The following is a 26,110-nucleotide window of genomic DNA, read 5'->3' as shown; positions in this document are numbered from 1 at the left end:
GCGCTTTCATTTTGATAATGGCGCGTTTTGAGCAAATACGAACATTTAATGGCTGCCTGGCGGTGTGTTTGACCGCATGAGCGATTCTCATGCGGTTGCATTTCTGCTTGTAACCATATGTGAGTCCTTCATGCGGTTGAAACGTAATTTATAACCACATGTGAGTCCTTCATCCGGTTGAAACGCTTTTATCGGCCGCATGAGAAAATCATTAACAAAAAACCGCATCCGGTTTCCCGGATACGGTTCATCAGTTAACTTGCGTCTTCTGTATAATCACAGTTCGTACATTTAACCTGCGCTTTTTTACCTTTTTTCGTTTCGACCAGGTGATGTTCACATTTCGGGCAGTCGCGTCCGATTGGACGGTCCCACGATACGTAATCACACTCAGGGTATCTTTCACAGCCGAAGAAAATTCTGTTTCTCTTCGATTTGCGTTCGACAACTTCCCCTTCTTTACAAGTCGGACATTTTACGCCGATTTCTTTAACGATTGCTTTCGTGTTGCGGCAGTCAGGGAAATTAGAGCATGCCATGAATTTACCGTAACGTCCCATTTTATATACCATTGGAGAACCACACTTCTCACAGTCTTCTCCAACCGGTTCATCTTTAATTTCTATTTTTTCCATTTCTGCTTCCGCACGTTCCACCTGCGGACTGAATCCTTTATAGAACTCATCGATCACTTCGCGCCATTCTTTATTACCTTCGGCGACCGAGTCAAGGCTTTCTTCCATATTACGTGTAAACGCAATATCAATAATGTCCGGGAAGTATTCAACAACCTGCTCGTTAACGATTTCACCCATTTCAGTCGGGATAAAACGCTTCTGATCCATGCGGACGTAGTTACGCTTTTGAATCGTATCAATCGTTGGTGCGTACGTCGACGGACGCCCGATTCCTGATTCTTCCAAAGTCTTCACGAGACGCGCCTCTGTAAATCTCGGCGGCGGCTGTGTGAAGTGCTGAGCCGGTTCAATCTTTTCGGATTTCACTGTTTCTCCTTCGTTCATTTCAGGAAGCTTGCTGTTTAAATCGTCTTCCCCATCATCAGTACCTTCGATATATATCTGCATAAATCCTTTAAATTTAATCGTCTGTCCGGTACTTCTGAAGAGTACACCGTTGTTGCTGAGATCAATCTTCACTGTATCCAGAACAGCCGGTGCCATCTGACTGGCAATGAAACGGTCCCAGATCAGCTTATACAGACGGTGCTGGTCACGGCTTAAGTACTGTTTCATATTATCCGGTGTGCGGTTTGCAGATGTCGGGCGCACCGCTTCGTGCGCATCCTGTGCTGCAGCTTTGTTCGCTGATTTCTGCGTACCTGTAAATTCCCTGCCGTATGTCGACTGGATTAAATCGTATGCTTCCTCTTTAGCCGTATTTGAAATACGCGTCGAATCAGTTCTCATATAAGTAATCAGGCCGACTGTACCTTCTTTTTTAATATCGATACCTTCATATAACTGCTGGGCAAGCATCATTGTTTTACGCGCTTTGTAGTTCAGTTTACGCGCAGCTTCCTGCTGCAGTGAAGATGTTGTAAACGGCTGGGCCGGATAACGTTTCTTCTCTTTCTTCTCAACAGAGTCGATATTGAAGTCATTGCCTTTAATCTCGGCCATTACTTTATCAACATCGTCTTTTGTATGAAGCTTCGTCTTCTGTTTATCTGAAGCAAGCTTGTTGAACTTGCCAGTGAATTTGGAACGTCCTGTTTTAAATGTTCCTTCAATGGACCAGTATTCTTCAGGTACGAACTTACGGATTTCATTTTCACGGTCGATAATTAACTTCAGTGCAACCGACTGAACACGTCCCGCCGATAATCCTTTTTTAACTTTCTTCCATAATACAGGTGAAATGTTATAACCAACCAGACGGTCGAGTATGCGCCGTGCCTGCTGTGCATCCACAAGCTGCATATCTATTTCCGACGGTGTTTTAAAACTTTCCTTAACTGCATCTTTCGTAATCTCGTTGAAGACCACGCGGTAATAATCGTTGTCGGGTCCAAGTGCGTGGCTTAAATGCCATGCAATTGCTTCCCCTTCTCTGTCGGGGTCACTTGCGAGGAATACTTTTTTAGCTTTTTTAGCTTCTTTTTTTAATTCTTTCAGTAACGGACCTTTTCCGCGAATCGTAATATATTTAGGTTCGTAATTATTTTCTGTATCAATTCCAGTCTGACTGCGTGGAAGATCTCTCACGTGTCCCATGGAAGCAATTACTTTATAACGTTTACCGAGGTACTTTTCAATTGTCTTTGCTTTCGCAGGTGATTCTACGATAACTAAATTGTCTGCCACTCTGCTGCCTCCTAATTTGCTTTTAATCTATTCAAGTCCAAATGATACACAGTCAAATTTTACTTTGTCAATGAAAATCGACTTATTATAATATTCGCACCTGCCGTTTTCAGTCGAAATCACGCTGAATATCCTGTGCATTTGTAACTGCTGATGCACCTTCTTTAATACGTAAGTTCGTTCCTTTTGACAGTGCTGAAGTGATGTTCCCAGGCAGGCAGTATACGTTTCTGTTATCATCGAGTGCCATTTCCAGCGTAATTAAACTGCCGCTTTTCTCTTCTGCTTCAGTCACCAGTACACCGCGTGCGCATCCTGCAATAATTCTGTTCCGCGCGACGAACTGCCATTTCTGAATTGAAGTGCCGGGCGGATATTCGCTGATGGTTAAATGATTTTTCTCCATCTCGATGCGAATGTCCGCTGTCGTTTTCGGATAGTGCGTATCGTGCCCGAATGCCAGTACACCGATTGTCTTCATATTATTGCTGATTGCAATCCGGTGAGCCGCTTCATCTGCGCCGTACGCAAGTCCTGATATGATAGCAATGTTTTCAAGAGACGGCAAGAGCAGCTTCAGTGATTTCTTTGTATAATCAGTCGCTTTCCGGCTGCCGACTACACCGAGCATATTTTCTCCGAGGAGCCCCGGATCTCCACGGTAATATAATATGTAGGGAAAATCATAAATTTCTTTTAATAAATGCGGGTAAAGCCTGTGTTCATGCGTGATATAGCCGATATTTTTCTGTTCCAGTTCAGCAAGAATTTCTGCTCTGTCCAGCGTTTCTGCATATGCTGTTTTTCTCTTTAATTCCGGTGAAATCCAGCCGTTATTTTCCAGTGCCAAATATTCTTTTGACGTAACACCTGCATAACTTAAAAGCAGTAGATCCATACCATTTCCTCCCTTGATGTATTACTTCTATTATAAGAGTTTACAGGAATATTCAGATTTCATTTTACCGACAACAGCTTCCATAAAAAGACAAAAAAAGACGATAATCCGGATGGATTACCGTCTTTTTCACTCACTTGAGCGAGTTATATTAAACTTATTTTACAGTAAGACATTTCTCGTAAAGTCCGTCTTCTTTCTTAATGCGGCTGATCAGTGTTTCACCAATTTCTGATGGTGTATCAGCTGTTTCAATTCCACATTCGTTCATGATACGGATTTTTTCGTCAGCAGTTCCTTTACCGCCTGAGATAATCGCACCGGCATGGCCCATACGTTTCCCTGGAGGTGCAGTCTGTCCGCCGATGAAGCCGACAACAGGTTTAGTCATGTTATCACGAACCCACTCTGCAGCTTCTTCTTCAGCAGTACCGCCGATTTCCCCGATCATTACAACAGCGTAAGTTTCAGGATCTTCGTTGAATTCTTTTAACACGTCGATAAAGTTCGTTCCGTTAACAGGGTCTCCGCCGATACCGACAGCAGTTGTCTGGCCGACACCTTCCTGAGTTAACTGATGAACTGCTTCATAAGTTAATGTCCCTGAACGTGATACGACACCAACGTGTCCTTTTTTGTGAATATATCCAGGCATAATACCGATTTTAGTTTCGTCGGCAGTAATAACACCAGGACAGTTCGGTCCGATCAGACGCGTGTTTTTATCTTCTAAATAACGTACTACTTTAACCATATCAAGTACCGGGATATGCTCTGTAATACAAATTACAAGATCAAGTTCCGAGTCAGCAGCTTCCATAATTGAATCTGCTGCGAATGGAGCCGGCACGTATACTACTGATACAGTAGCGCCAGTTTCTTTTTTAGCTTCTTCTACAGTGTTAAATACAGGTACGCCTTCAACTTCCTGTCCGCCTTTACCAGGTGTCACACCAGCAACGATCTGAGTACCGTACTCAAGCATCTGCTTCGTGTGGAATAGTGCTGTTGAACCGGTAATACCCTGTACCATTACTTTAGTATTCTTATCTACAAATACAGCCACAATATATTCCTCCGTTATTATTTATTTTCGTTTACAGCAGCGATGATCTTCTGAGCACCTTCAGCCATTGTGCTTGCCGGTGTGATTGCAAGACCTGAATCTGCAAGAATTTTCTTACCTTCTTCTACGTTTGTACCTTCCAAACGAACTACAAGAGGAATTTCAAGTCCTACGTTATTTACTGCTTCTACTACACCTTCAGCAATAACGTCACACTTCATGATTCCGCCGAAAATGTTAACAAAGATACCTTCTACAGCTTTGTCGCTTAAGATAAGCTTGAATGCCTCAGTAACTTTCTCAGCAGTCGCGCCGCCCCCTACGTCAAGGAAGTTGGCAGGTTTTCCGCCAAAGTGGTTAATTGTATCCATCGTTGCCATTGCAAGTCCGGCACCGTTAACCATACAGCCGATATTACCTTCTAAAGCGATGTACGCCAGGTCGTGTTTAGATGCTTCGATTTCTTTTTCATCTTCTTCATCAAAGTCGCGTAATTCAACAACGTCTTTGTTTCTGTAAAGAGCGTTAGCATCGAAGTTAACTTTCGCATCAAGTGCGATAACTTCACCGTCACCTGTAGTTACAAGCGGGTTAATTTCCATAATTGCTGCATCTTTTTCCATGAATACATCATATAAAGAAAGCATTAATTTAGCTGCTTTGTTTACTGATGCTGTTGGAATATTGATATTGAAAGCAAGTCTCTTAGCCTGGAACGGCATAAGACCTACTACCGGATCAATTACTTCTTTAAAAATCTTTTCAGGAGTTGCTTCTGCTACTTCTTCGATTTCCGTTCCGCCTTCTTCAGAACCCATTAATGTAACGCGGTTCGTCGCGCGGTCGATTACGAAACCTAAGTAGTATTCGCTGTCGATATCGCAGCCTTCTTCAACAAGAAGACGTTTGATTTCAGTCCCGTCCGGACCGTTCTGATGAGTAACTAATACTTTGCCTAATAATTCTTCAGCGTATTCTTTAACCTCATCGACAGATTTTGCTATCTTAACGCCGCCTGCTTTACCACGGCCACCCGCGTGGATTTGAGCTTTAACAACGTAGACATCTGAATCAAGTGTTTTTGCTACTTCAACTGCTTCTTCTGGTGTAAGAGCAACGTTACCTTTAGGAACGTTTACACCCATTGAGCGAAAAATTTCTTTTCCCTGATACTCATGGATATTCATGATTTTCCTCCTAAGACTTTTTAATAAAGCTTACATACCTAATTATAGGAAACACTTACTCGAATGTAAACGTGTAAGTGGTAACTAATCGAACAAATTATTGTTATTTCGGGAAAGTTTGAAAGGTATTTCACAAGATACAAAGAATATAGTTCGAATCCGCACTATTATTGGGATTTCACGTTTTTACTGTAAGAAAGTTTGTGAATTAAAACACTTAGAACTGTCTGCCGAACATACTTTTCACCGGTTCAAATGTCTTTCTGTGAATCGGTACGGCACCGTATTTTTCCAGTGCTTCAAGATGAGCTTTTGTCCCGTACCCTTTATGATTTGCAAAACCGTATCCGGGATATTCCGCATCGTATTTTTCCATCATCATGTCCCGTGTCGTCTTCGCAATTATCGAAGCTGCTGCGATTGAATTCGACACAGCATCCCCTTTTATAAGCGAAGTCTGCGGTACGCTGTTATCCAAAGTCATTGCATCGATTAATAAATGGTCAGGCGTACGCGGTAAATTATCGAGTGCGCGCTGCATCGCAATTTTTGTTGCATTGTAAATATTGTGCGTATCGATCTCTTCAGCCGTTACAATGCCCACGCCGTAATCCGCATGTTCCATAATCTCTTCACGGAGTGCGAGACGTTTAGCGAGCGGAACTTTTTTTGAGTCGTCGAGGCCGATGATTTTACGATCTTCCGGAAGAATAACAGCGGCCGCCACTACATCGCCCGCGAGCGGCCCGCGGCCTGCTTCATCGATACCGGCGATGATAAGTCCGGGGTGTTTGTTTTCATGCTGCAGCATCGTTTCGTACTGTTCTGCGAGCGCCAGTTCTTTGTCGAGGAGGCGCGCCCTTGATTTAAGCGCGCTCTGTACACCTTTACGCTCGTCTGTATTAAATGGGGAGGCCGTTAAATCTTCCATGGTTTTTATCTTGTTGATTTCGAGTTTAATATCGCTTATCTTCATAAAGTTATTCCTCTGCCCCGGCGAAATCGAATGTGAACTTGCCGATTTTTGCATCACGCGTATCGTAAATCACTTTTTCCGTAACGCGTTCGTAGTCAATTTCGTTGCCGCTCATCTTAAAGCCGCGCGACTGGCCGATTGCATCGAAGATTTCCACAATCTCAGTGTCTTCATCGATGTTGATATTATAAAACTTGTTCAGTCCGTCGAGATAATGTTTCTGCATAAATCTGAGTGCATAAATAGCGATATCGTCCAGGTTTACAACATTGTCTTTAATCGCACCTGTCAGTGACAGTTTCTGTCCGATTGATTCGTCTTCGAATTTCGGCCACAGCACTCCCGGAGTATCAAGCAGTTCCATTTTCGTCCCCGCTTTAATCCACTGCTGGGCTTTCGTCACACCAGGCGTGTTCCCTGTTTTCGCAACTTTGCGTTTAGCGATGTTGTTAATAATCGTCGACTTGCCGACGTTCGGAATGCCGACAATCATTGCTCTGATTGCGCGCGGGTTAATGCCTTTACGCTCCATGCGCTCGAAAATTTCTTTCGTTGCTTCAACAACTGTGTTTTCGATTTTCTTGAGTACGTTCGGCTCCTTGCCGTTCAGCGCTACAGGATAAACACCGTCAGCTTTTAAGCGGGCGATCCAGCGATCCGTTTCCTTGCTGTTTGCCATATCCTTTTTGTTAAGTACAACTACTCTCGGCTTATCACCGATCACATGGTCCAGCATCGGATTTTTGGAAGCGTATGGAATACGCGCATCCAGAATCTCGATGACTACATCCACTTTCTTCAGACTCTCTTCAATTTGACGGCGAGCCTTCGCCATATGTCCCGGGAACCAGTTAATAGACATCTTTGGTTGCCCCTTTCTTATATAAATTATTTTTAGTTGGTTGTTTTTTGTCAGGTTGGTTTATTCCTATTATATTTTATCATGATTTAGGGACTCGATGTGAGGATGATTAGTCCTGAGAAGGATGAGATGTGTAGATATAATGATTGTTTCTTTATTATTGCTGGAAATCTGTCGATTATGAATACAGTTCAGTTCTATAATGTCAGTCAAACTCATTTGAGTGACTATGTCGGTTCTACACTGTCAGTCAAATTTACTTGAGTGACTATGTCGGATTCACATTGTCAGTCAAACCTACTTGAGTGACTATGTCGGATTCACATTGTCAGTCAAACCTACTTGAGTGACTATGTCAGTTTCACACTGTCAGTCAAACCTACTTGAGTGACTATGTCGGATTCACATTGTCAGTCAAACTTACTTCAGTGACTATGTCAGTTTCACACTGTCAGTCAAACTTACTTGAGTGACTATGTCGGATCCACACTGTCAGTCAAATCCATTTGAGTGACTATGTCGGATTCACACTGTCAGTCAAATCCACTTGAGTGACTATGTCGGATTCACATTGTCAGTCAAATCCACTTGAGTGACTATATCGGATTCACATTGTCACTCAAATCTCAAATTCAAGTTAATTCTTAACTATCTAGCTATATAATCTTTATATTTTCGGTTTGGCTTCTCTTTTTCCATTGCTTCTTCAAAGTCATAGTACATAAACTCGTAACTTGTAGATTTATTTTGCCCATGAGCATGGCAGTACTTGGCTAATGAACGGAGTACCGTTCGATAATTCACCATACCGTCCGTAAACTGCATCATTCGTCTGCTTGTCATCTCTAAAGGTCCAAACAGATATTTAAAGTCACTCATCGCACGAACGAGATGGGTTTCGTTACTTTCTCTTGAGCCGCAGGTCATACAGAGCAGATGGAAGTGCTGTTTTTCGAGTTTAAAGCTGCCGCACCCGCCGCAATATAAGCTGTGTCTGACTGAATCGAATTCGACTCGCTGTTTAAAGTACGGATTCGGCACAATGTGACGTTCGATGACATCGGCAAGCTGTGATGCGTATTCACCACTGTATTCGTTATTGAAACCGGCCAGATAACGGCGGAGGTCCGCGCGCAGTACAACCTGGTTCCACACCCTGTCATCGTCGCAGAACAATCGGAAATTATCGTTTGGAAATATTAATTTGCCGCTGACATCAAAGTTAAATCTCACCGTATTCCTGAGGCGCATCAGCTTCCCTGTGGCGCGCCTGAGCTGGCTTGCCGCGTCGTCCGGAATTTGACCACCTCCTGAATGCGTCCACATACTGCCTTCCACCCGGTAATCTCCGGTAAAGTTTTTAATCTCATTTACAATAATTCCGGATTCACTGATAATCAATGTATCGTACTGCGTCACAGAGCCTTCTATCTGTAAATAAATATCCCGGTAGACATACAGATTCCCGTGCCCCGCTTCATCGAACAGCAGATCATATTCACGTTCGCCTGCTGACCCGCGTTCCAGTCTCATCAGTTTATCGGCATCAACAGCTGCAAGCACAGAGCGTGCACGAAGCGCCTTTAAATGAAGCAGTTCTTCAGGTAATTTACGTAAAGTAATAAACAATCGGCAGCCTCCTTAATAATTCAGTTAACATATTTATACAACATTTAACATGATAAACACAACAAAAGTTAACGAATATTATAAGGACCAGTAATATCCCGTAGCCGCCCCTTTCATCCCCTAAATACAAAATTCCAGAGATAAAAAAAGTTAAAAAAATACCCGGGCCTCTGTGAGGTCCGGGTATTTTATAAGCGGTCTTATCGGATTTCTCTGATACGAGCAGCTTTACCGCGCAGGTTGCGCAGGTAGTAAAGTTTAGCACGACGTACGCGTCCACGGCGAACTACATCGATTTTCTCGATTTTAGGCGTGTGAACCGGGAATGTACGCTCAACACCAACACCGTAAGAAATCTTACGTACTGTGAATGTTTCTGAAATTCCGCCACCACGGCGTTTGATTACAACACCTTCGAATAGCTGGATTCTTTCGCGGTCTCCCTCAACGATACGAACGTGAACTTTAACTGTGTCTCCTGCTTTGAATTCAGGAAGATCAGTTTTTAACTGTTCTTTAACGATAGAATTTAATAATTCCTGTGACATAATATATCTTCTCCTTCTTCCAATTATCTTGCCCGAGTTACTTTAGCAGCGGATGATTGTGATATTTACGTGTATTTACACTCGTACAATATTATCATACAAATGGTGACCATTCAATCACTTTTAGAAATAAAATTAACTTTTTACCCGTCCAAAAGATCCGGACGGCGTTCTCTTGTACGTTTCAGGCTTTGTTCATGGCGCCATTCTTCAATATGCTTATGATTTCCTGACAGCAGTACTTCCGGCACTTTCATGCCGCGGTATTCCCTCGGACGTGTGTAATGCGGATGTTCAAGCATTCCCGTAGAGAATGAGTCTTCCTGATGGCTGGCCTGATTGCTCAGCACATCGGGAATCAGACGGACGATTGCGTCAGTCATTGTCATCGATGCAAGCTCTCCGCCTGTTAAGACGTAATCACCAATGGATACTTCATCGGTAACGAGCGTACGGATACGCTCGTCGTAACCTTCGTAGTGACCGTTTATAAAGACGATGTTGTCTTCTTCAGCGAGCTCTTCTGCAAGCTTCTGATCAAACGGTTTACCCTGCGGGCACATTAAAATAACGCGCTTGTTATCGCCGATATCAAGACTGTCCATTGCGTTGAAAACAGGTTCTGGTTTTAACACCATGCCTGCGCCGCCGCCGTATGGATAGTCATCGACTTTGTTATGTTTATCGCCCGAAAAATCACGGAAATTAATCATGTGATAATCGACGATGCCCTTATCTTTTGCGCGCTTTAAAATAGATGCACCGAGGACACCTTCGTACATGTCCGGAAACAGTGTTAAATAATATATATTCATTAATCCAACAATCCTTCGAGTGGTGTAATTTCTACAATACCGCGTTCAATATCGACGGTTTTAACAACCTGTTCGATATACGGAATTAAATATTCTCGCTCGCCTTCGATCACCCAGACGTCATTGGCGCCGGTGAACATTACTTCTGAAATTTTACCCAGTTCAGTATTGTCGTCGAGATTGATTACAGTCAGACCGACAATATCACTCACGTGGTATTCATTTTCATCGAGTACAATATCTTCATTGTTTTCTTCGATAAAAACATCCGCGCCTTTTAAATGGAGGATATCGTTCATGTTCGATACGCCTTCAAATTTAAGCATATGGAAGTTTTTATGCGTGCGGTACGATTCAATCGTCAGCACGTCGCCGGCAACTTCAACTGTGTTGCCCGCTGCAAAGCGTTCTTCAAGGAAGTCCGAGTCGCTTAATATTTTAACTTCACCGCGTACACCGTGGAAATTTACCAGTTTACCAATTTTAATTCGCAAGATGAACACCTCTTATAAAGAATAAAAAGACACACTGTTAAAGTGTGTCTTAATGCAAATCAACAAACACTTTCTTTGACGCGTCTCTGTCAGCGTTTGAAACAACAATGCGGAGCGCTTTAATAAAACGGCCGCCGCGGCCGATTATCCGCCCGACATCTGATTCATGTACGCTTATTTTATACGAAACTTTATGCGGCGTCTCGTCACGTGTAATGACGAGTTCTTCCGGATAATCCAGCATCGGTTCAAGAATTGTTTGAAGTAATTTGTCCATCGGAATTATTTCCCGAATTTAGCATTGTGGTACTGTTCCATGATGCCTCTGTCACTGAAGATATTACGTACAGTGTCGCTTGGTTTAGCACCATTTTGTAACCACTCTAACGCTTTTTCGTTGTCTAATACAACGTTCTCTTCAGATTTAGAAACCGGGTTGTATGAACCGATTTGTTCGATGATTCTACCATCTCTCGGGCTGCGTGCGTCTGCAACTACGATACGGTAGAAAGGATTTCTTTTAGAACCCATACGAGTTAATCTAATTTTTACTGCCATGTGTGAAAACTCCTCTCTTTACTTCTTTTCGACTTTCTTATCATAACAAATGAAAACACACATGTAAAGAGTTTTTTCTTTACATGTGTGTTTTTTTATTTTAAAACGGAAGACCCATGCCGCCAAACGGATTTTTACCTTTACGTTTGCCGCTTGTCATCTGTTTCATCATTTTCTTCATGTCGTTAAATTGCTTCAGTAAGCGGTTGATTTCCTGCAGTGAACGCCCTGAACCTTTAGCAATACGCTTCTTGCGGCTGGCGTTCAGTTTTTCAGGATGCTCGCGCTCATCCAGTGTCATCGAACGGATAATCGCCTGTACATGGTCAATTTCCTTCCCGGTGAACTGCATTTTATCGAGTCCTTTAATTTTGTTTGCACCCGGCATCATCTTCAGAAGATCATCCAGCGGTCCGAGTGTTTTCACCTGGTCCATCTGGGACAGGAAGTCATCCAGAGTAAAACTTGAATCTTTCAGTTTCTTCTCAAGCGCCTTCTGCTCATCTTCATTAACGTTGTCCTGGGCTTTTTCGATGATTGATAAAACGTCACCCATACCGAGGATACGTGAAGCCATGCGTTCCGGATGGAATGCTTCCAGCCCGTCCATCTTCTCTGATACCCCGATAAATTTAATCGGTTTCTGTGTTACCGAACGGATTGACAGTGCTGCCCCGCCTCGTGTATCACCGTCCAGTTTAGTGAGTGTTACGCCTGTGATGTCTAAAAGCCCGTTAAAGCTTTCTGCAACGTTTACAGCGTCCTGACCTGTCATCGAGTCGACGACAAGCATGATTTCATCCGGATTGGATAATTCTTTAACGTTTTTCAGCTCGTTCATCAGTGCTTCATCAACGTGCAGACGACCTGCCGTATCGATGATCACTGTGTCGAGGTGTTCTTCTTTAGCGTGTTTCAGTGCATTTTCAACAATTTCTTCAGGTTTAACCTGATCACCCATTGAGAATACCGGAATGTCGATTTGTTTACCAACTGTCTGCAGCTGATCAATTGCTGCCGGACGGTAAATATCTCCCGCTACAAGAAGCGGACGCTTATTGTGTTTCTTACGCAGATGAAGCGCCAGCTTACCTGCTGTTGTCGTTTTACCTGCACCCTGCAGGCCGACCATCATAATTACTGTCGGCGGTTTCTGCGCCAGATTAATCTTCTGGTTCTCTCCGCCCATTAATGATGTTAATTCTTCCTGAACGATTTTAATGACCTGCTGCCCCGGTGTTAAACTCTGCATAACAGCCGAGCCCAGTGCGCGTTCTTTAACGTCGTTGACGAACTGTTTAACAACTTTAAAGTTAACGTCAGCTTCAAGCAGTGCAAGGCGCACTTCGCGCATCATTAATTTAACGTCGGATTCAGTTACTTTACCTTTACCTTTAATGCGGTCCATTGTGGACTGCAGTCGTTCTCCCAGACCTTCAAAAGCCATAGTGCCGTCCTCCTTAATCCAATTTTTCCAGCTTATCGATTATTTTTGCAGCATCTTCTGTTATATCGCCGCCGAGCTTTTCTTTAAGCTCCGCATATAGTTCAAGACGCTTATTAAAGTTTTTATACATACCAAGTGTTTCTTCGTATTGTTCGAGCATGTCACGTGAACGCTTAAGGTTATCATAAACAGCCTGACGTGTCACACTCATTTCCTCTGCAATTTCACTGAACTGAAAATCTTCCAGATAATACAATTCAATGTATTTCTGCTGTTTGTCAGTTAACAGAGACTGATAAAAATCATACAGATAATTCATCCGCATCGTGCGTTCTAAATCATTGGTCATCTTTATCTTCCTCTAATTTTTCTTCGAGCATATCGCTCTCCTGAATCATATCAGCAAATAAGCCGTACACATAGTTTTCCGCATCGAACGGCTGCAGGTCATCGAGCTGCTCGCCGAGGCCGACAAATTTCACCGGAATACCCAGTTCGTTTTTAATTGCCAGCACGATTCCGCCCTTGGCAGTACCATCCAGTTTAGAAAGAATAATACCTGATACGTCAGTCACTTCTTTAAATGCTTTCGCCTGGCTGAGTGCGTTCTGTCCTGTCGTTGCGTCGAGTACAAGCAGTACTTCGTGCGGTGCTTCAGGCACAACTTTCTGAATTACTTTTTTAATTTTGGAAAGCTCATTCATTAAGTTGCCTTTGTTCTGCAGACGTCCTGCAGTATCACAGAACAGAATATCGGCACCGCGCTTTTTAGCTGCGTTTACTGCATCAAACATTACCGCAGCCGGATCTGACCCTTCCGCCTGTTTAATTACATCAACGCCGACACGGTCACCCCATACCTGCAGCTGGTTAATTGCACCGGCACGGAACGTATCTCCCGCAGCGAGCATAACTTTTTTGCCTTCCTGCGTATACTTGTGAGCGAGCTTGCCGATTGATGTCGTCTTGCCGACACCGTTAACACCGACCATTAACACGACAGTCAGACCATCTTCGTTAATCGTCATTTCGTCTGAAGCATCACCGTTGCGCTCGTAAATCTCAACCATTTTTTCAACGATTGTCTCACGCAGATCAGATGTTTCAGTAATGTTTTTCAGCTGTGCTTCACGGCGCAGCTCTTCTGTTAATTCCATTACTGTATTAAAACCGACGTCTGCTGAAATAAGTACTTCTTCAAGCGCTTCGAAGAAATCTTCATCCACCGTACGGTAGCGGGACATTAAAGCATTGATGTCCTGCTGGAATTTGTCGCGGCTCTTTTTAAGGCCCTGTTCAAATTTGTAGCTGAGCTGTTCCTGTTCCCATTCCTCGAACTCATCGAGGGAAATCAGGCCGTCGTCCAGTTTGTCCGTCTGCGCCTCGAGTGATGCCGGCTGTGCTTCCTGTGCTTTTTTCTTCCGTCTAAAGCGGTCAAAAATACCCATTAATTTCCGTCCTCTCTTACCGGTTCCGGTTCTTCATAATTTTTTAAGTCTACGCTGATCAGCTTCGTGACACCTTTTTCCTGCATTGTGACACCAAACAGGCGGTCAGCTTCTTCCATCGTTCCTTTACGGTGTGTAATAACGATAAACTGCGTATCAGCTGAAAGTTTCTTCAAGTATTTCGCATATCTTGTAACGTTTGCTTCGTCGAGCGCCGCTTCAACTTCATCGAGAATAATGAACGGGCTCACTTTCACTCGGAGTACACTGAATAACAGGCTGATTGCCGTCAGCGCACGCTCGCCGCCTGATAACAGCGACAGTGACGACAGTTTCTTGCCTGGCGGCTCGGCAAATATTTCTATGCCCGAGTCCAGATAATTCCCCTCGTCAAGCAGTCTCAGTTCTGCACGGCCGCCGCCGAACATATCCGTAAACACTTCCTGGAAGTAATGATTGACCTGGCAGAACGTTTCTTTGAAACGTGCTGCCACTGCTTCATCCATCTCGCTGATTACATCGAGCAGCGTCTGGCGCGCTTCGATTAAATCGTCTTCCTGTTCCTTTAAAAACGTGTAGCGTTCGTTAACTGTTGCAAACTCTTCAATTGCACCGATATTTACCGGTCCGAGTTCCTCAATACTCTTTTTGTTCAATGAAATCTTCTGACGTTTTGCTTCAATACTTTCAAATTCTTCAAACTGCGTGCGTGCAAGTTCGTAAGTCATTTTGTAATTGTCGCTTAAGTACGTTATCTTGTTTTCAATCTGCGTATCCAGACCTTCGCGTGCTGCAGAGTCTGTCCGAAGCTGCTGCTGACTGTAATCCGCCGCTTTACGCAGTTCATCTTCTTTTTCGGTGTTTTTCTTATGATTTTCTTTAATAGACGTAAGCTGCTCTGTAATTTCCCTGAGACGGCTGTTCACCTGTTCAAGTGATTTCGAAAGACGCGCTTTGTTCTCTTCGAGCTCGGAAATATCCATCGCTCCGAGATCATCATTAATCATATCCGCTTCCGACTTCGTGTTATCGATATTGTGTTTAACGTTATCGATATTCACACTGATGCGTTCAATCGCTGCATCGGTAAAGCGCATTTCACCGTCTAATGTTATTTTATCATTATTCAGCTGCTGCAGTTCACTCTGAAGCTGTGCAATCTGTTCATCTTTTTCGCTTTGTGAACGGCTCATCATATCGATGCGCGTATTAATGTCGCTCATCTGATGAGTGTAGACTTCAATTTTTTCATCAAAGCCGCCTGCTTCTTCACCCGGCGACAGAGCTTCCACTTCACGTTTCAGTTCAGCTGCTGCATCTGTTTTGTTTGTCAGCGTAAAATCAAGCTGAGTCACTTCCTGCTGCAGTGCGTCGTGAGATTCACCAAGCGTCGACCCCGCTTCTTCAAGCTGCTTCAGCTCGACAGTGGCATCCGCAATTTGTTCCGATGCGTCATCCACCGCTTTTTTTAGTGCCGACGTCTGTGATGTATACTCTTCAATTTTCTCTGTAATGTCTGCGATTTCCTTTTTAGATTCCATAATAGAACCTTTACGGTTACGTGAGCCGCCGCTCATCGCCCCGCCCGGCATAATCGTTTCGCCGTCCAGCGTAATTATACGCACACGCTGCCCGGTTGCACGCGCGAGTGCCGAAGCGTCGCTCATGTTCTTCACGACAACTGTCGTGTTTACGAGGTGAATCAGTACTTTACGGTATTCGCGTTTAATATCTGCAACTTCAGACAGAATCTGATAATCGATATTCGATGCTTCGAGCGATTTCTCAACGTCGACCGACAGATGACGTTCACGAATCGTATCGAGCGGCAGGAATGTCGCAAATCCGAAATTCTTCTGTTTTAAAAATGCAATCGCAGTGCGGGCATTGTGTTCGACATCCATAACGATGTTCTGACTCGCCTGCCCAAGCGCCGTATCCAGTGCTGTCATATATTCAGACGGCGCTGAAATCAGTTCGCCGACTGCTCCGATTACACCCGGAATACTGTCTTTATTTTTAAGGACTGCACGGACTCCCGGATAATAACCCTGATAGTTCTCCTCCATATTTTTCAGCATATCGAGTTTCGACTGCTGGTTCTGGATAAAGTTCGCCGCACGGTTATAGTCATTTTTAGACTTATCGTACTGTGCGTTCAGTTCATTCAGTTTAAGGCGTACATCTTTATAATCATCGCGCGCAGCAGTTAATTTCCGAGCCGCATCGCTGAGTGCCTCTTTCTTCTCTTTAAACGTACTTTCAAGGCTTGTAATTTCTTCGTTCAGCGTTGTCAGTCTGTCATTTTTATACTGAATGCTGTCAGCGAGCTTCGACTGTTCGTCGCGGCTCCGGCGTTTATCGTTCTCGAGTGTGGTCTTTTTAACCATCAGCTCGTAGTATTCATCTTTCAGCTTTTCAATGTCGCTGTCGTCTGTCAACTGCACGACATTCAGTTCTCGTTTTTTATCTTTAACTGTTTTTGCAAGTTCAGAACTTTCTGCAGACATATCGTTCTTTTTTTGTTCTTCCTGTTTGAGCGATGCTGTTAAAGTTTTCAGTTCTTCTTCAAATGCTGTGAGACGGTTCCCGAGATCCTGTTTCAGCGTTTCCTTGTTCGTTTCGCGCTCTGCGTATAATGCAATGCGCCCTTCGATTTTTTCAAGTTCACGTGTCGTTTCAAGAAGTGTCTGATTCTGCGTACGCTCTTCCTGCTGCAGTGTGTCACGCTCTTTTTCAAGTGAATCGAGTGCTGTCAGCACTTCTTTTAAAGTTTCGCGTGCAGACTCAAGCCCGGTTTCTTCTTTTTTAATACGTGCATTAATTTCATCAAGCTCCGTCAGGAGATGCATCGTATCGTAAACGTTCACTTCGATATCGCTCTGCGTCATTTCCTCTTTCAGGGCAAGATACTCTTCTGCTATCGCACTTTCACGTTCCAGACGGTTTACACGGGAACTGATTTCTTCAATAATATCGTGTACACGCGCCAGGTTCTGCTTCGTTTCATCCAGACGTTTTTCCGACTCGTGCTTGCGGTTTTTATATTTCATTACGCCCGCTGCTTCTTCAATAATTTTGCGGCGTTCGACCGGCTTCGCTTTTAGTATTTCATCGACCTGTCCCTGACTGATAATATTATATGCATTTTTTCCGAGCCCTGAATCCAGAAATAATTCCGTAATATCTTTCAGTTTGGATTTTTCATTGTTGATAAAATACTCGCTGTCACCGCTCCGGTACAGCTTTCTTGAAATCACAACTTCTTTTGATTCACCAAGTGTGCGGTCGTCGTTGTTTAATATCAGACTGACCGAAGCATAATTCATCGGCGTACGGTTTTCTGTCCCGTCAAAAATGATGTCTTCCATTTTCGCACCGCGCATGACGCGTGCCGACTGTTCACCGAGTACCCATCTGATGGCATCCGTGATGTTACTTTTACCGCTCCCGTTGGGACCGACGACAGCAGTCACGCCGCTGTCGAATTTTATATTGACCTTGTCTGCAAATGATTTAAAACCATGTGCATCGATCTGCCTTAAAAATACCATATGTCCCTACACCTCTTGGCCAAGTGCATGCAATGCACTTTTGGCTGCTTGTTGTTCTGATTCTTTTTTCGATAAACCTGTACCCGTACCGTGTACTTTGCCGCCGATTGACACTTCCGTATCAAACTTGCGGTGGTGACTCGGTCCTGTCGAGCTGACAAGTTCATAAGTGACGCTTTCAGAAAACGCCTGATGCGAATATTCCTGCAGCATCGTTTTATAGTCGATAACCGCGTTATAATCTTCGGATGAAATATGCGGGAATACGAAATCGTTTAAGAACTTCCACGCACCTTCATTGCCCTGGTCTAAATACAGTGCACCGAGAAACGCTTCAAACGCATCGCTGACGATTGACGGACGGTTTCTTCCGCCTGTCTTGTCCTCGCCGCGTCCGAGCAGAATTAATACCGGCATTTCGAGTTTCGAGGCAAATACTACAAGTGAAGGTTCACACACGATATTCGCACGAAGTTTAGTCAGCCTGCCTTCAGGAAGTTCTTCGTACTTGTTGAAAATATGATCTGATACCATCAATTCTAGTACTGCATCGCCGAGAAATTCGAGCCTTTCGTTATTATATCTCTTATCAAGCCCAAGATCGTTAATATACGAACTGTGCATAAATGCCTGCTGATAAAGACCTAATTTATCGACTTTGATATTAATTTTGTCTGCAAATTCTTTAAATATTACGTTAAATTTATCGAGTTTACTTTGTGCTGATGCATCTGTTTTAACTTTGTCCAGCACTACTTTAAAATCCATGTATCCACCTCATTCATTTTACTATTATTTGTATTTATTCACAAAGAAAAATCCACTTCATCATAAGTGGATTTTTCAGTGTTTTATTGTTCTTTTTCAATTTTGTCAATGAAATCCAATGCGTCGCCTACTGTGTTGATTTTTTCAGCTTCCTCATCAGGAATTTCCATATCAAACTCATCTTCAAGTTCCATCACCAGTTCAGCGATATCAAGTGAGTCTGCTCCAAGGTCATCTTTGAAAGATGCTTCTCTTGTTACTTTTTCTTCATCGATGCCAAGTTTGTCAACGATGATGTCTTTAATTTTATCAATATTAGCCATTATTAAATTCACCTCCCTTAAATAATATCACAGCTTTTAACCCATGTACATACCGCCGTTGACGTGTAATACCTGACCTGTAATATAAGATGCTTTGTCGCTTGTTAAGAAACTTACAGCGTTGGCAATGTCCTTCGTTTCACCGAAGTGCTTCAATGGAATCTGCTGCAGCATGCCGTCTTTAATATCATCTCCGAGGACATCTGTCATGTCGCTCTTGATGAAGCCGGGCGCTACGCCGTTAACTGTAATATTCTTCGAAGCAAGTTCACGTGCAACCGACTTCGTCATACCGTCGATCGCCGCTTTAGTCGCAACGTAGTTCGTCTGTCCGGCGTTGCCGAGTGAACCGACGATGCTTGAAATGTTGACGATGCGTCCTGATTTCTGACGGATCATCGGGCGGGACACGCTCTTAATTACGTTAAATACACCTTTTAAGTTGACGTCGACAACATCGTCGAACTCACTCTCTTTCATGCGCATTAACAGATTGTCGCGTGTAATTCCCGCGTTGTTCACAACGATGTCGATTGAACCGTACGTATCAGTAATATGTTTAATCATCGCTTTAACGTCGTCACCGTTCTGCACGTGGCACTGATAGCTTTCAGCTGTGCCGCCTTTTGATTCAATTTCTTTTACCACGTCGTCTGCTTTATCTTTTGAACCGGAATAGTTCACGATAACTGTATGGCCGTCTTCAGCCAGTGCCAGTGCGATTTCACGGCCGATTCCTCGTGATGCACCTGTAACCAATGCTGTTTTACTCATTTAAAAACACCTCTGCCTGTTCGAATGTATCGATATTTGAAGTAGATATTTCTTTTGTGATTTTACGCACCAGTCCGGACTGTACTTTCTTCGGTCCGACTTCTACTGCTTCTGTTACACCAAGTCCGGCGGCAGTTTCCACACATTCCACAAATCGTACCGGGTGTGTAATCTGTTCGACAAACTGATGTTTAATCACAGCTGCATCTGTTTCAGCCTGTGCGCTGACGTTTTGAATCACCGGAATTTCTGCATCGTTAAAGTCAATCGTATCGACGAATGATTTAAACTGTGCACGTGCAGGCTCCATTAAATGCGAGTGGAAAGCACCTGATACTTTTAATGGAATAATACGGCGTGCACCGCGTTCTTTTGCAAGCTCTTTAAAGCGTTCAACCGCATCCGTATCTCCGGATACAACAACCTGATCCGGTGCGTTAATGTTTGCCGGTGCAACTTTAGAACTGTCATCCGAGGCGCTGATACATACTTCTTCAAGATCTTTAAAGCCCATGCCGATTACAGCTGCCATTGCACCGCTGTCCGCCCGGCTCATTAATTCACCGCGCGTTGTTACGAGCTGAGCGCCGTCTTTAAGCGATACTACTCCTGCGTGCACAAGTGCCGGCAGTTCACCAAGTGAATGTCCCAGTAAGTAATCGCCTTTAAGACCTGTCGCCGCAAGCACTGCAAGGCTGTGTGCGAATAATGCCGGCTGCGTATATTTCGTATCGTTTAAACGCGCGTCTTCTTCTGCAAACATAATTTCTTTTAAGTCGAAATCAACATATGAAAAAATTTCGTCGAGTACAGCGCGGGATTTATCATTTTGCTCGTATAAATCTTTTGCCATTCCTCCGTACTGGGCACCCTGTCCCGGAAAAATTATCAGTTTAGTCATTTTGTTCACCTATTAAATCTTTTATTTTGTCGATCGTGCCGGACTCCGCCATAATCTTCGCCTGTTTCACAGCGTTGACAATTGCAGTCGCATCCGATGAACCGTGAGCTTTAATTACGTTACCCTGCAGCCCCATCAGCGGCGCACCGCCGAACTGTCTGTAATCGAGCATATTTTTAAGTTCTTGGAAATCATTCTTCATTGCCAGTGCCGCAAGTTTGTTCACCGGGTTTTTAAGCATGATTTTCTTCACTTCGCCAAGCAGGCTTGATGAAGTACCTTCGATCGTTTTTAACACGACGTTGCCGGTAAAACCGTCTGTCACAGCTATGTCCACATCACCTGTTAAAATATCACGTGTTTCAAAAAATCCTGCGAAGTTCAGACCGCTGTGTTTTAACAGCTGATATGTTTCTTTCGTCAGTTCAGTTCCTTTAATCTCTTCGCTGCCGTTGTTGATTAAACCGATTGACGGGTTTTTACGTCCTTCAATGTTTTCCATATACACGCTTGCCATCTGTGCAAACTGCAGTAAATGGTTCGGTTTATTTTCAGAGTTCGCACCCATATCAAGCATCAACATACCTTTGCCTGAAGTTGTCGGCAGCATCGTCGTAATTGCAGGACGCTCAATACCTTTAATGCGTTTAACACCGAAAAGTCCCGCACTCATAATCGCGCCTGTGTTACCAGCTGAAACGATTGCCTCTGCCTCACCGTCGGCAACAGCTTTTACCGCTCTGACAAGTGAACTGTCTTTTTTACGTCTGACAGATTTTACCGGATCATCATCCGATTCAATTTTCTCAGTCACTTCGATGAACGTTACACGCGGATGGTTCCCGCTGTAGCTGCCCGCCATACCGTATGCCAGAATCTCTACATCTTCAAAAGTATCCACCGCCTGGAGTATACCTTCCTCTATCGCTTTCGGGGCGTTGTCTCCGCCCATTAAATCTACAGCAATCTTAGCCATCGTTTATTCACCTTCATCTTTATAATACATTTCAAATTCGCCTGTAAAAATTACTTTGCCATCGACTTTTGATTCCACTTCGATGTGCGCTTTATTATTATCCATCGCTGTTACTTTCGCTTTTGCGACTACTTTATCGTTTAATTTCGCCGGACGCTTGAAATCCACAGCCGCATGCTGCGTTAACGCCAGCGGCTCATCGATTAAAGCAACACAGAGCGAGTTCGCCTGGGCGAACAAAAAATGGCCCCGTGCAATATGGTTCTTTTCGAACACGTGACTCTCTTCTACGATAAAAAGCGACAGCGCGCTCTCGTTTAATTCAATATCGATAATCTCTCCGACTACTTCCTGAATAGACAGTGAGCGGATTTTATCGACACCCTCACGTGCTACATTTTTAATGCGGGCACGCAGCTCAGGAATGTTCAGTTCCAGCCGGTCGAGACGTATCGTCTGTATCGATACACCGAAAATATTCGCAAGCTGCTCATCCGTTAAAAATGGGTCTTCGGAAATATGAGACTCGAGACTCGATTGACGTTCCTGTTTTTTTAGCTTCACCATTCTGATTCCTCTTTTAGTAGTTGGTATTAATATCTATACATAACACTAGAATTAGTATATAAAACCTGGCTCATGATTTCAATTAATTTGGGAAAGTATTTTTGAAACGGGCTGTATTTCAGAGGTACAGGCAGTTATGCTGCTGGTGATTTGGGTGATTTGGGTGACTATGTGATCCCGACATTGTCACTCAAATGAGTTTGACTGACTATGTGGTTGCGACACTGTCACTCAAATGGGTTTGACTGACTATGTGATTCTGACACTGTCACTCAAATGAGTTTGACTGACTATGTGATCCCGACACTGTCACTCAAATAGGTTTGACTGACTATGTGATCCCGACACTGTCACTCAAATAGGTTTGACTGACTATGTGATTCCGACATTGTCACTCAAATGAGTTTGACTGACTATGTAACTCCGAAGCCAAATTAAAAAAGCATCCAAATCCACTCGATAAAAGGATTCGGATGCTAAATTTATCGTACTGAACAGAAAACTATTCCGTCTCAATCAGTTCGGCTTTAACAATCAGCCGCTTCTCAAAAAGCAGTGTGTCCGGGTTGTAGTCTTCGCACGTTATAAGAGTAATTTCCTGGACGGCACCTTCGGTCTGGCCGAGCACGCCGACTTCAGACGGATCGACTTCGAACATCTCGGTTATTTTATAGACGCGGGTTTCGTCGCGTGTAATAAAGTTTATTTCATCACCGACGTCTGCACGGTCTATATAGTTAAACCGGATGCCGGCGCCTTCAACCCGGTGGCCGGCGATGGGAATGTTCTGCATATCAAGGTGATCGGTTTCTTCCAGCATACTGACACCGTTGCGGAGTTTTTCTTCTGTAAGAGGCCCCCGGTATACGGGCTCAAGAATATCTGCACTGGCAATTTCAAGTACTCCGGCCATGTCCTCTCCGATGTTAATTCCTTTAGTGTTCTGTTCAACACCGGTGACGAATGTTTCTACCGGGTTCAGCTTAACGTCATCGTCACCGTCCTGGTAGGCGGTAATTAAGCGGTCGTTGACCTGATCGGTAAAGTATTCCCTGATATCCTGCCAGAAAAACAGCACAATCGCAGCCAGTATCATTAAAATCCCGACTGTTCGTATAAATATTTTCAACAGATATTCCCTCCCTCAGTATTATAAATTATTACTCTCGTAAACTTTCACCGCTTCATCGCGTGCGACTTCAAGTATTCTGTAGTCTTCTGTAATATCCGCCACTTTAAACTGCGGCAGACCGCTCTGGCGCACGCCGAAGTAATCTCCGGGTCCGCGCATTTCAAGGTCGCGTTCACTTAAGACGAATCCGTCAGTCGTACTCGTCATAATATCCATGCGCTGTTTCGCGTTTTCCGTTGCCGGGTCGCTGACCAGCACACAGTAACTCTTTTTGCTGCTCCGCCCGACACGTCCGCGCAGCTGATGCAGCGTGGACAGTCCGAAACGTTCGGCGTTAAAGATAACAATCGCTGTTGCGTTCGGTACGTTTATGCCGACCTCGATGACTGTTGTCGAAACGAGCAGCGGTTTTTCAAGCGCTTCAAACGAGCGCATCGCTTCATTTTTCTCTTCAGCTTTCATCCGGCCGTGCACGAGCACAACATCTTCCGGACTGAAATACGCCTCAAAGATTTCATAAATTTCATAGACGTTTTTCAAATCGAGCGTTTCCGATTCTTCAATCAGAGGCGCAACGATATAGGCGCTATGTCCTTTATCGATTTCAGATTTTACGAAATCCAGTACATAATCGATTTCCTTAAATCTGCGCCATTCCGTCTCAATTGGAATACGGCCTGCCGGCATCTCTCTTATAACAGAGACATCCATATCGCCGTATGATGTAATCGATAAAGTTCTCGGAATCGGTGTTGCAGTCATATAGAGGACGTTTTTACGGTATGCCTTATTATTTAATTTTTCGCGCTGGTTCACGCCGAAACGGTGCTGTTCATCGATAATAATAAACGACAGACGGTCGAAGACCACATCATCTTCTATCAGCGAATGAGTTCCGACCAGCAGATCGATTTCTCCTGCCGCAAGCCGCGCCAATATGTCGCGCTTTTCTGCAGGTTTCGTCGTACCCGTCAGTTTCGCAATCGTCAGCTCATCCCCGTACGTATCCTTAAAGCTTTCATAATGCTGGTTCGCAAGCACTTCAGTCGGAACCATAACGGCACTCTGCTCGCCGATTGTTTTGACCGCGTATGCACAAATCCCGGCGACAATCGTTTTACCGCTCCCCACGTCTCCCTGCAGGAGACGGTGCATTGAAATGTTCTGCTTAAAGTCGCGGCATATATCGTTGACACTTTTTTTCTGGTCGCCCGTCAGTTCAAACGGCAATGTATCGATAAACACCTTCAGCTTGCCGATATCGTAATCGACGATAAAGCGGTCGCTTCTGATGCGCTCTTTCTGACGGCGTTCCATAATTTTAAGCTGGTAATGATACAGCTCATAAAACTTCACTGTCCGGCGTGCTGCAGCTACTGTTTCATGACTGTCCGGGAAATGGAGTGCATACAGTGCGTCTCTTATCGGCATCAGTTTGTACTTTGCTTTTAACGCATCGGGTAGGTCGACATTAAATGTTGCCATCTCAAATGCAGAGCGGACAATCTTCTGGAAAGTCTTCGCCTGCATCACACCGCCGAGCGGATATTTCACCTGATAGCCGCCGCCCGCTTCAAAAATCAGCTTCGTACCGTTTATTTCCAGTTTGTTGCGGTGGAATTTACCGTACAGTCTCGCAAACTCACCATTGATAATTTTACTTTTTAAGTACGGCTGATTAAAGAAAGTAATTTTAACGTAAATACCGTCGACATCCATAAAGAATGTCAGACGGCTTTTGCCTTTACGGAAAAAGGCAACCTGCGGTTCAGTTTTAACCGTACCTTCAATTGTTATGTTCGCACCGTCGGGTGCTTCATTTAAATTGACCACGCTGTGATCTATGTAGCCTGCCGGCAGGCAGAAGAGCACATCGTTCATTCCCGTAATATCGAGTCCGAACAACTTCTCCGCAACTTTGTCGCCGACACCTTTCAGTTCTTTAACACTTCTGTCAGGACTTTGTACGACATGAATGCCGCTCATTATTTCGCACCGAAAAGTTCAGCTTTTAAGCGTTCTCCCGTCGGAGTTGCAGCAAGTCCGCCGCGTCCTGTTTCACGTAATGCTGACGGCATCGTTAAGCCGATTTTGTACATTGCTTCGATAACTTCGTCTGCCGGAATACGCGATTCAATTCCTGCAAGCGCCATATCCGCTGCAGTCAGTGCGTTAGTTGCACCTGCTGCGTTACGTTTAACACACGGCACTTCAACAAGTCCGGCGACCGGGTCGCAGACAAGACCGAGCATATTCTTCATTGCAATTGCAAATGCGTGCGCACTCATGTCAGGCGTACCGCCTGCGAGCTCTACGAGTGCGGCTGCAGCCATTGCACTGGCACTGCCGATTTCAGCCTGGCAGCCGCCTGCAGCACCTGAGATGCTCGCGTTATTCGCTACGACAAAACCGAATGCTCCTGAAGTAAACAGAAAACGGATTTTCTGTTCTTCAGTAATCGACGGATCTTTCTTCGCCATCGCAAACAGTACGCCCGGTACAACACCTGCAGAGCCTGCTGTCGGAGTTGCACAGATTTTACCCATTGCCGCATTCACCTCATTCGTGCTGACTGCGTTCGCAATCGCAAGCAGGTTAAGCTCTCCGCTTAATCCTTTGCCTGAATCGATATACTTCTGCATTTTCACTGCATCCATACCTGTCAGGCCTGTCGTTGAATGAACACCTTCGAGCCCTTCAGCTACAGCGCCTTCCATCGTCGTTAAGTTGGTTTTCATCAGATTATATATATCGAAATAACTTTGTCCCGTTGCTTCCATTTCCTGTCTCATCATTACTTCAGACAGCGAAATACCTTCTGACAGCGCACGTTCTGTTAATTGATTAATACTGTTAAACATGA

General features: G+C 44.2%; 25 protein-coding genes. All 25 read right to left on the bottom strand.

Features of this window, described 5'->3' with window-relative positions; translation table 11 throughout:
* Positions 1–254: 254 nt before the first annotated feature.
* Positions 255–2,324: a type I DNA topoisomerase gene (gene topA, locus HNR41_RS02660; RefSeq protein WP_184281455.1), complete on the bottom strand. Its 2,070-nt coding sequence runs from the start codon at positions 2,322–2,324 to the stop codon at positions 255–257.
* A 109-nt stretch (positions 2,325–2,433) separates the two neighbouring features.
* Entirely contained in the window at positions 2,434–3,222 is a 789-nt protein-coding gene (gene dprA / locus HNR41_RS02655) for a DNA-processing protein DprA (RefSeq protein ID WP_184281453.1), read from the bottom strand.
* Positions 3,223–3,379: 157 nt separating this feature from the next.
* Positions 3,380–4,288 carry a succinate--CoA ligase subunit alpha gene (gene sucD / locus HNR41_RS02650; RefSeq protein WP_184281451.1) on the bottom strand — a complete coding sequence of 303 codons (909 nt, stop codon included), beginning with the start codon at positions 4,286–4,288 and terminating at the stop codon, positions 3,380–3,382.
* 17 nt (positions 4,289–4,305) lie between these two features.
* The gene (gene sucC, locus HNR41_RS02645; protein ID WP_184281449.1) at positions 4,306–5,475 is read right to left on the bottom strand and encodes an ADP-forming succinate--CoA ligase subunit beta; all 1,170 of its coding nucleotides are present in this window, start codon (positions 5,473–5,475) and stop codon (positions 4,306–4,308) included.
* Positions 5,476–5,692: 217 nt separating this feature from the next.
* Positions 5,693–6,451, bottom strand: a complete 759-nt coding sequence (rnhB, locus tag HNR41_RS02640; RefSeq protein WP_184281447.1) for a ribonuclease HII — start codon at positions 6,449–6,451, stop codon at positions 5,693–5,695.
* A 4-nt stretch (positions 6,452–6,455) separates the two neighbouring features.
* Positions 6,456–7,313 (bottom strand): ribosome biogenesis GTPase YlqF, encoded by an 858-nt coding sequence (gene ylqF / locus HNR41_RS02635; RefSeq protein ID WP_184281445.1) that lies wholly within the window; start codon positions 7,311–7,313, stop codon positions 6,456–6,458.
* Between the two features lie 648 nt (positions 7,314–7,961).
* Positions 7,962–8,942, bottom strand: coding sequence for a nuclease-related domain-containing protein (locus HNR41_RS02630; RefSeq protein ID WP_184281443.1), 981 nt, complete (start codon positions 8,940–8,942; stop codon positions 7,962–7,964).
* A gap of 200 nt (positions 8,943–9,142) precedes the next feature.
* The gene (gene rplS / locus HNR41_RS02625; RefSeq protein WP_184281441.1) at positions 9,143–9,490 is read right to left on the bottom strand and encodes a 50S ribosomal protein L19; all 348 of its coding nucleotides are present in this window, start codon (positions 9,488–9,490) and stop codon (positions 9,143–9,145) included.
* Positions 9,491–9,633: 143 nt separating this feature from the next.
* Complete coding sequence (gene trmD / locus HNR41_RS02620) at positions 9,634–10,305, bottom strand: tRNA (guanosine(37)-N1)-methyltransferase TrmD (RefSeq protein ID WP_184281439.1); 672 nt, start codon at positions 10,303–10,305, stop codon at positions 9,634–9,636.
* Positions 10,305–10,799, bottom strand: a complete 495-nt coding sequence (gene rimM, locus HNR41_RS02615; RefSeq protein ID WP_184281437.1) for a ribosome maturation factor RimM — start codon at positions 10,797–10,799, stop codon at positions 10,305–10,307. The genes trmD and rimM overlap by 1 nt, the downstream gene beginning before the upstream one ends.
* 49 nt (positions 10,800–10,848) lie before the next feature.
* The gene (locus tag HNR41_RS02610; RefSeq protein WP_184281435.1) at positions 10,849–11,076 is read right to left on the bottom strand and encodes a KH domain-containing protein; all 228 of its coding nucleotides are present in this window, start codon (positions 11,074–11,076) and stop codon (positions 10,849–10,851) included.
* Positions 11,077–11,081: 5 nt separating this feature from the next.
* On the bottom strand, positions 11,082–11,357 hold the full coding sequence (rpsP, locus tag HNR41_RS02605) for a 30S ribosomal protein S16 (protein WP_184281433.1): 276 nt from the start codon (positions 11,355–11,357) through the stop codon (positions 11,082–11,084).
* A 100-nt stretch (positions 11,358–11,457) separates the two neighbouring features.
* Positions 11,458–12,804 carry a signal recognition particle protein gene (ffh, locus tag HNR41_RS02600; RefSeq protein ID WP_184281431.1) on the bottom strand — a complete coding sequence of 449 codons (1,347 nt, stop codon included), beginning with the start codon at positions 12,802–12,804 and terminating at the stop codon, positions 11,458–11,460.
* Between the two features lie 13 nt (positions 12,805–12,817).
* Positions 12,818–13,153, bottom strand: coding sequence for a putative DNA-binding protein (locus HNR41_RS02595; RefSeq protein ID WP_184281429.1), 336 nt, complete (start codon positions 13,151–13,153; stop codon positions 12,818–12,820).
* Positions 13,143–14,252, bottom strand: coding sequence for a signal recognition particle-docking protein FtsY (gene ftsY, locus HNR41_RS02590; RefSeq protein WP_184281427.1), 1,110 nt, complete (start codon positions 14,250–14,252; stop codon positions 13,143–13,145). The genes HNR41_RS02595 and ftsY overlap by 11 nt, the downstream gene beginning before the upstream one ends.
* Positions 14,252–17,806 (bottom strand): chromosome segregation protein SMC, encoded by a 3,555-nt coding sequence (gene smc / locus HNR41_RS02585; RefSeq protein ID WP_184281425.1) that lies wholly within the window; start codon positions 17,804–17,806, stop codon positions 14,252–14,254. The genes ftsY and smc overlap by 1 nt, the downstream gene beginning before the upstream one ends.
* A 6-nt stretch (positions 17,807–17,812) precedes the next feature.
* Positions 17,813–18,574, bottom strand: a complete 762-nt coding sequence (gene rnc / locus HNR41_RS02580) for a ribonuclease III (protein WP_184281423.1) — start codon at positions 18,572–18,574, stop codon at positions 17,813–17,815.
* A gap of 83 nt (positions 18,575–18,657) precedes the next feature.
* Entirely contained in the window at positions 18,658–18,897 is a 240-nt protein-coding gene (locus tag HNR41_RS02575; RefSeq protein ID WP_026867576.1) for an acyl carrier protein, read from the bottom strand.
* Positions 18,898–18,933: 36 nt separating this feature from the next.
* Positions 18,934–19,671: a 3-oxoacyl-[acyl-carrier-protein] reductase gene (gene fabG / locus HNR41_RS02570; protein ID WP_184281421.1), complete on the bottom strand. Its 738-nt coding sequence runs from the start codon at positions 19,669–19,671 to the stop codon at positions 18,934–18,936.
* A complete protein-coding gene (fabD, locus tag HNR41_RS02565; protein WP_184281419.1) occupies positions 19,664–20,572 on the bottom strand; it encodes an ACP S-malonyltransferase in 909 nt (302 codons plus the stop codon). The genes fabG and fabD overlap by 8 nt, the downstream gene beginning before the upstream one ends.
* Positions 20,565–21,548 (bottom strand): phosphate acyltransferase PlsX, encoded by a 984-nt coding sequence (gene plsX, locus HNR41_RS02560; RefSeq protein ID WP_184281416.1) that lies wholly within the window; start codon positions 21,546–21,548, stop codon positions 20,565–20,567. Before plsX ends, fabD begins: the two co-directional genes overlap by 8 nt.
* Positions 21,549–21,551: 3 nt before the next feature.
* Positions 21,552–22,115, bottom strand: a complete 564-nt coding sequence (gene fapR / locus HNR41_RS02555; RefSeq protein WP_184281414.1) for a transcription factor FapR — start codon at positions 22,113–22,115, stop codon at positions 21,552–21,554.
* A 502-nt stretch (positions 22,116–22,617) separates the two neighbouring features.
* A complete protein-coding gene (locus HNR41_RS02550) occupies positions 22,618–23,244 on the bottom strand; it encodes a sortase (RefSeq protein WP_184281412.1) in 627 nt (208 codons plus the stop codon).
* Between the two features lie 21 nt (positions 23,245–23,265).
* Positions 23,266–25,233: an ATP-dependent DNA helicase RecG gene (recG, locus tag HNR41_RS02545; protein ID WP_184281410.1), complete on the bottom strand. Its 1,968-nt coding sequence runs from the start codon at positions 25,231–25,233 to the stop codon at positions 23,266–23,268.
* A complete protein-coding gene (gene sdaAA, locus HNR41_RS02540; RefSeq protein ID WP_184281408.1) occupies positions 25,233–26,108 on the bottom strand; it encodes an L-serine ammonia-lyase, iron-sulfur-dependent, subunit alpha in 876 nt (291 codons plus the stop codon). Before sdaAA ends, recG begins: the two co-directional genes overlap by 1 nt.
* Positions 26,109–26,110: the final 2 nt, after the last annotated feature.

Source organism: Jeotgalicoccus coquinae (assembly GCF_014207425.1).
GTDB classification, from domain to species: Bacteria; Bacillota; Bacilli; order Staphylococcales; family Salinicoccaceae; genus Jeotgalicoccus; species Jeotgalicoccus coquinae.
This window is presented reverse-complemented; position numbering and strand designations above follow the sequence as displayed.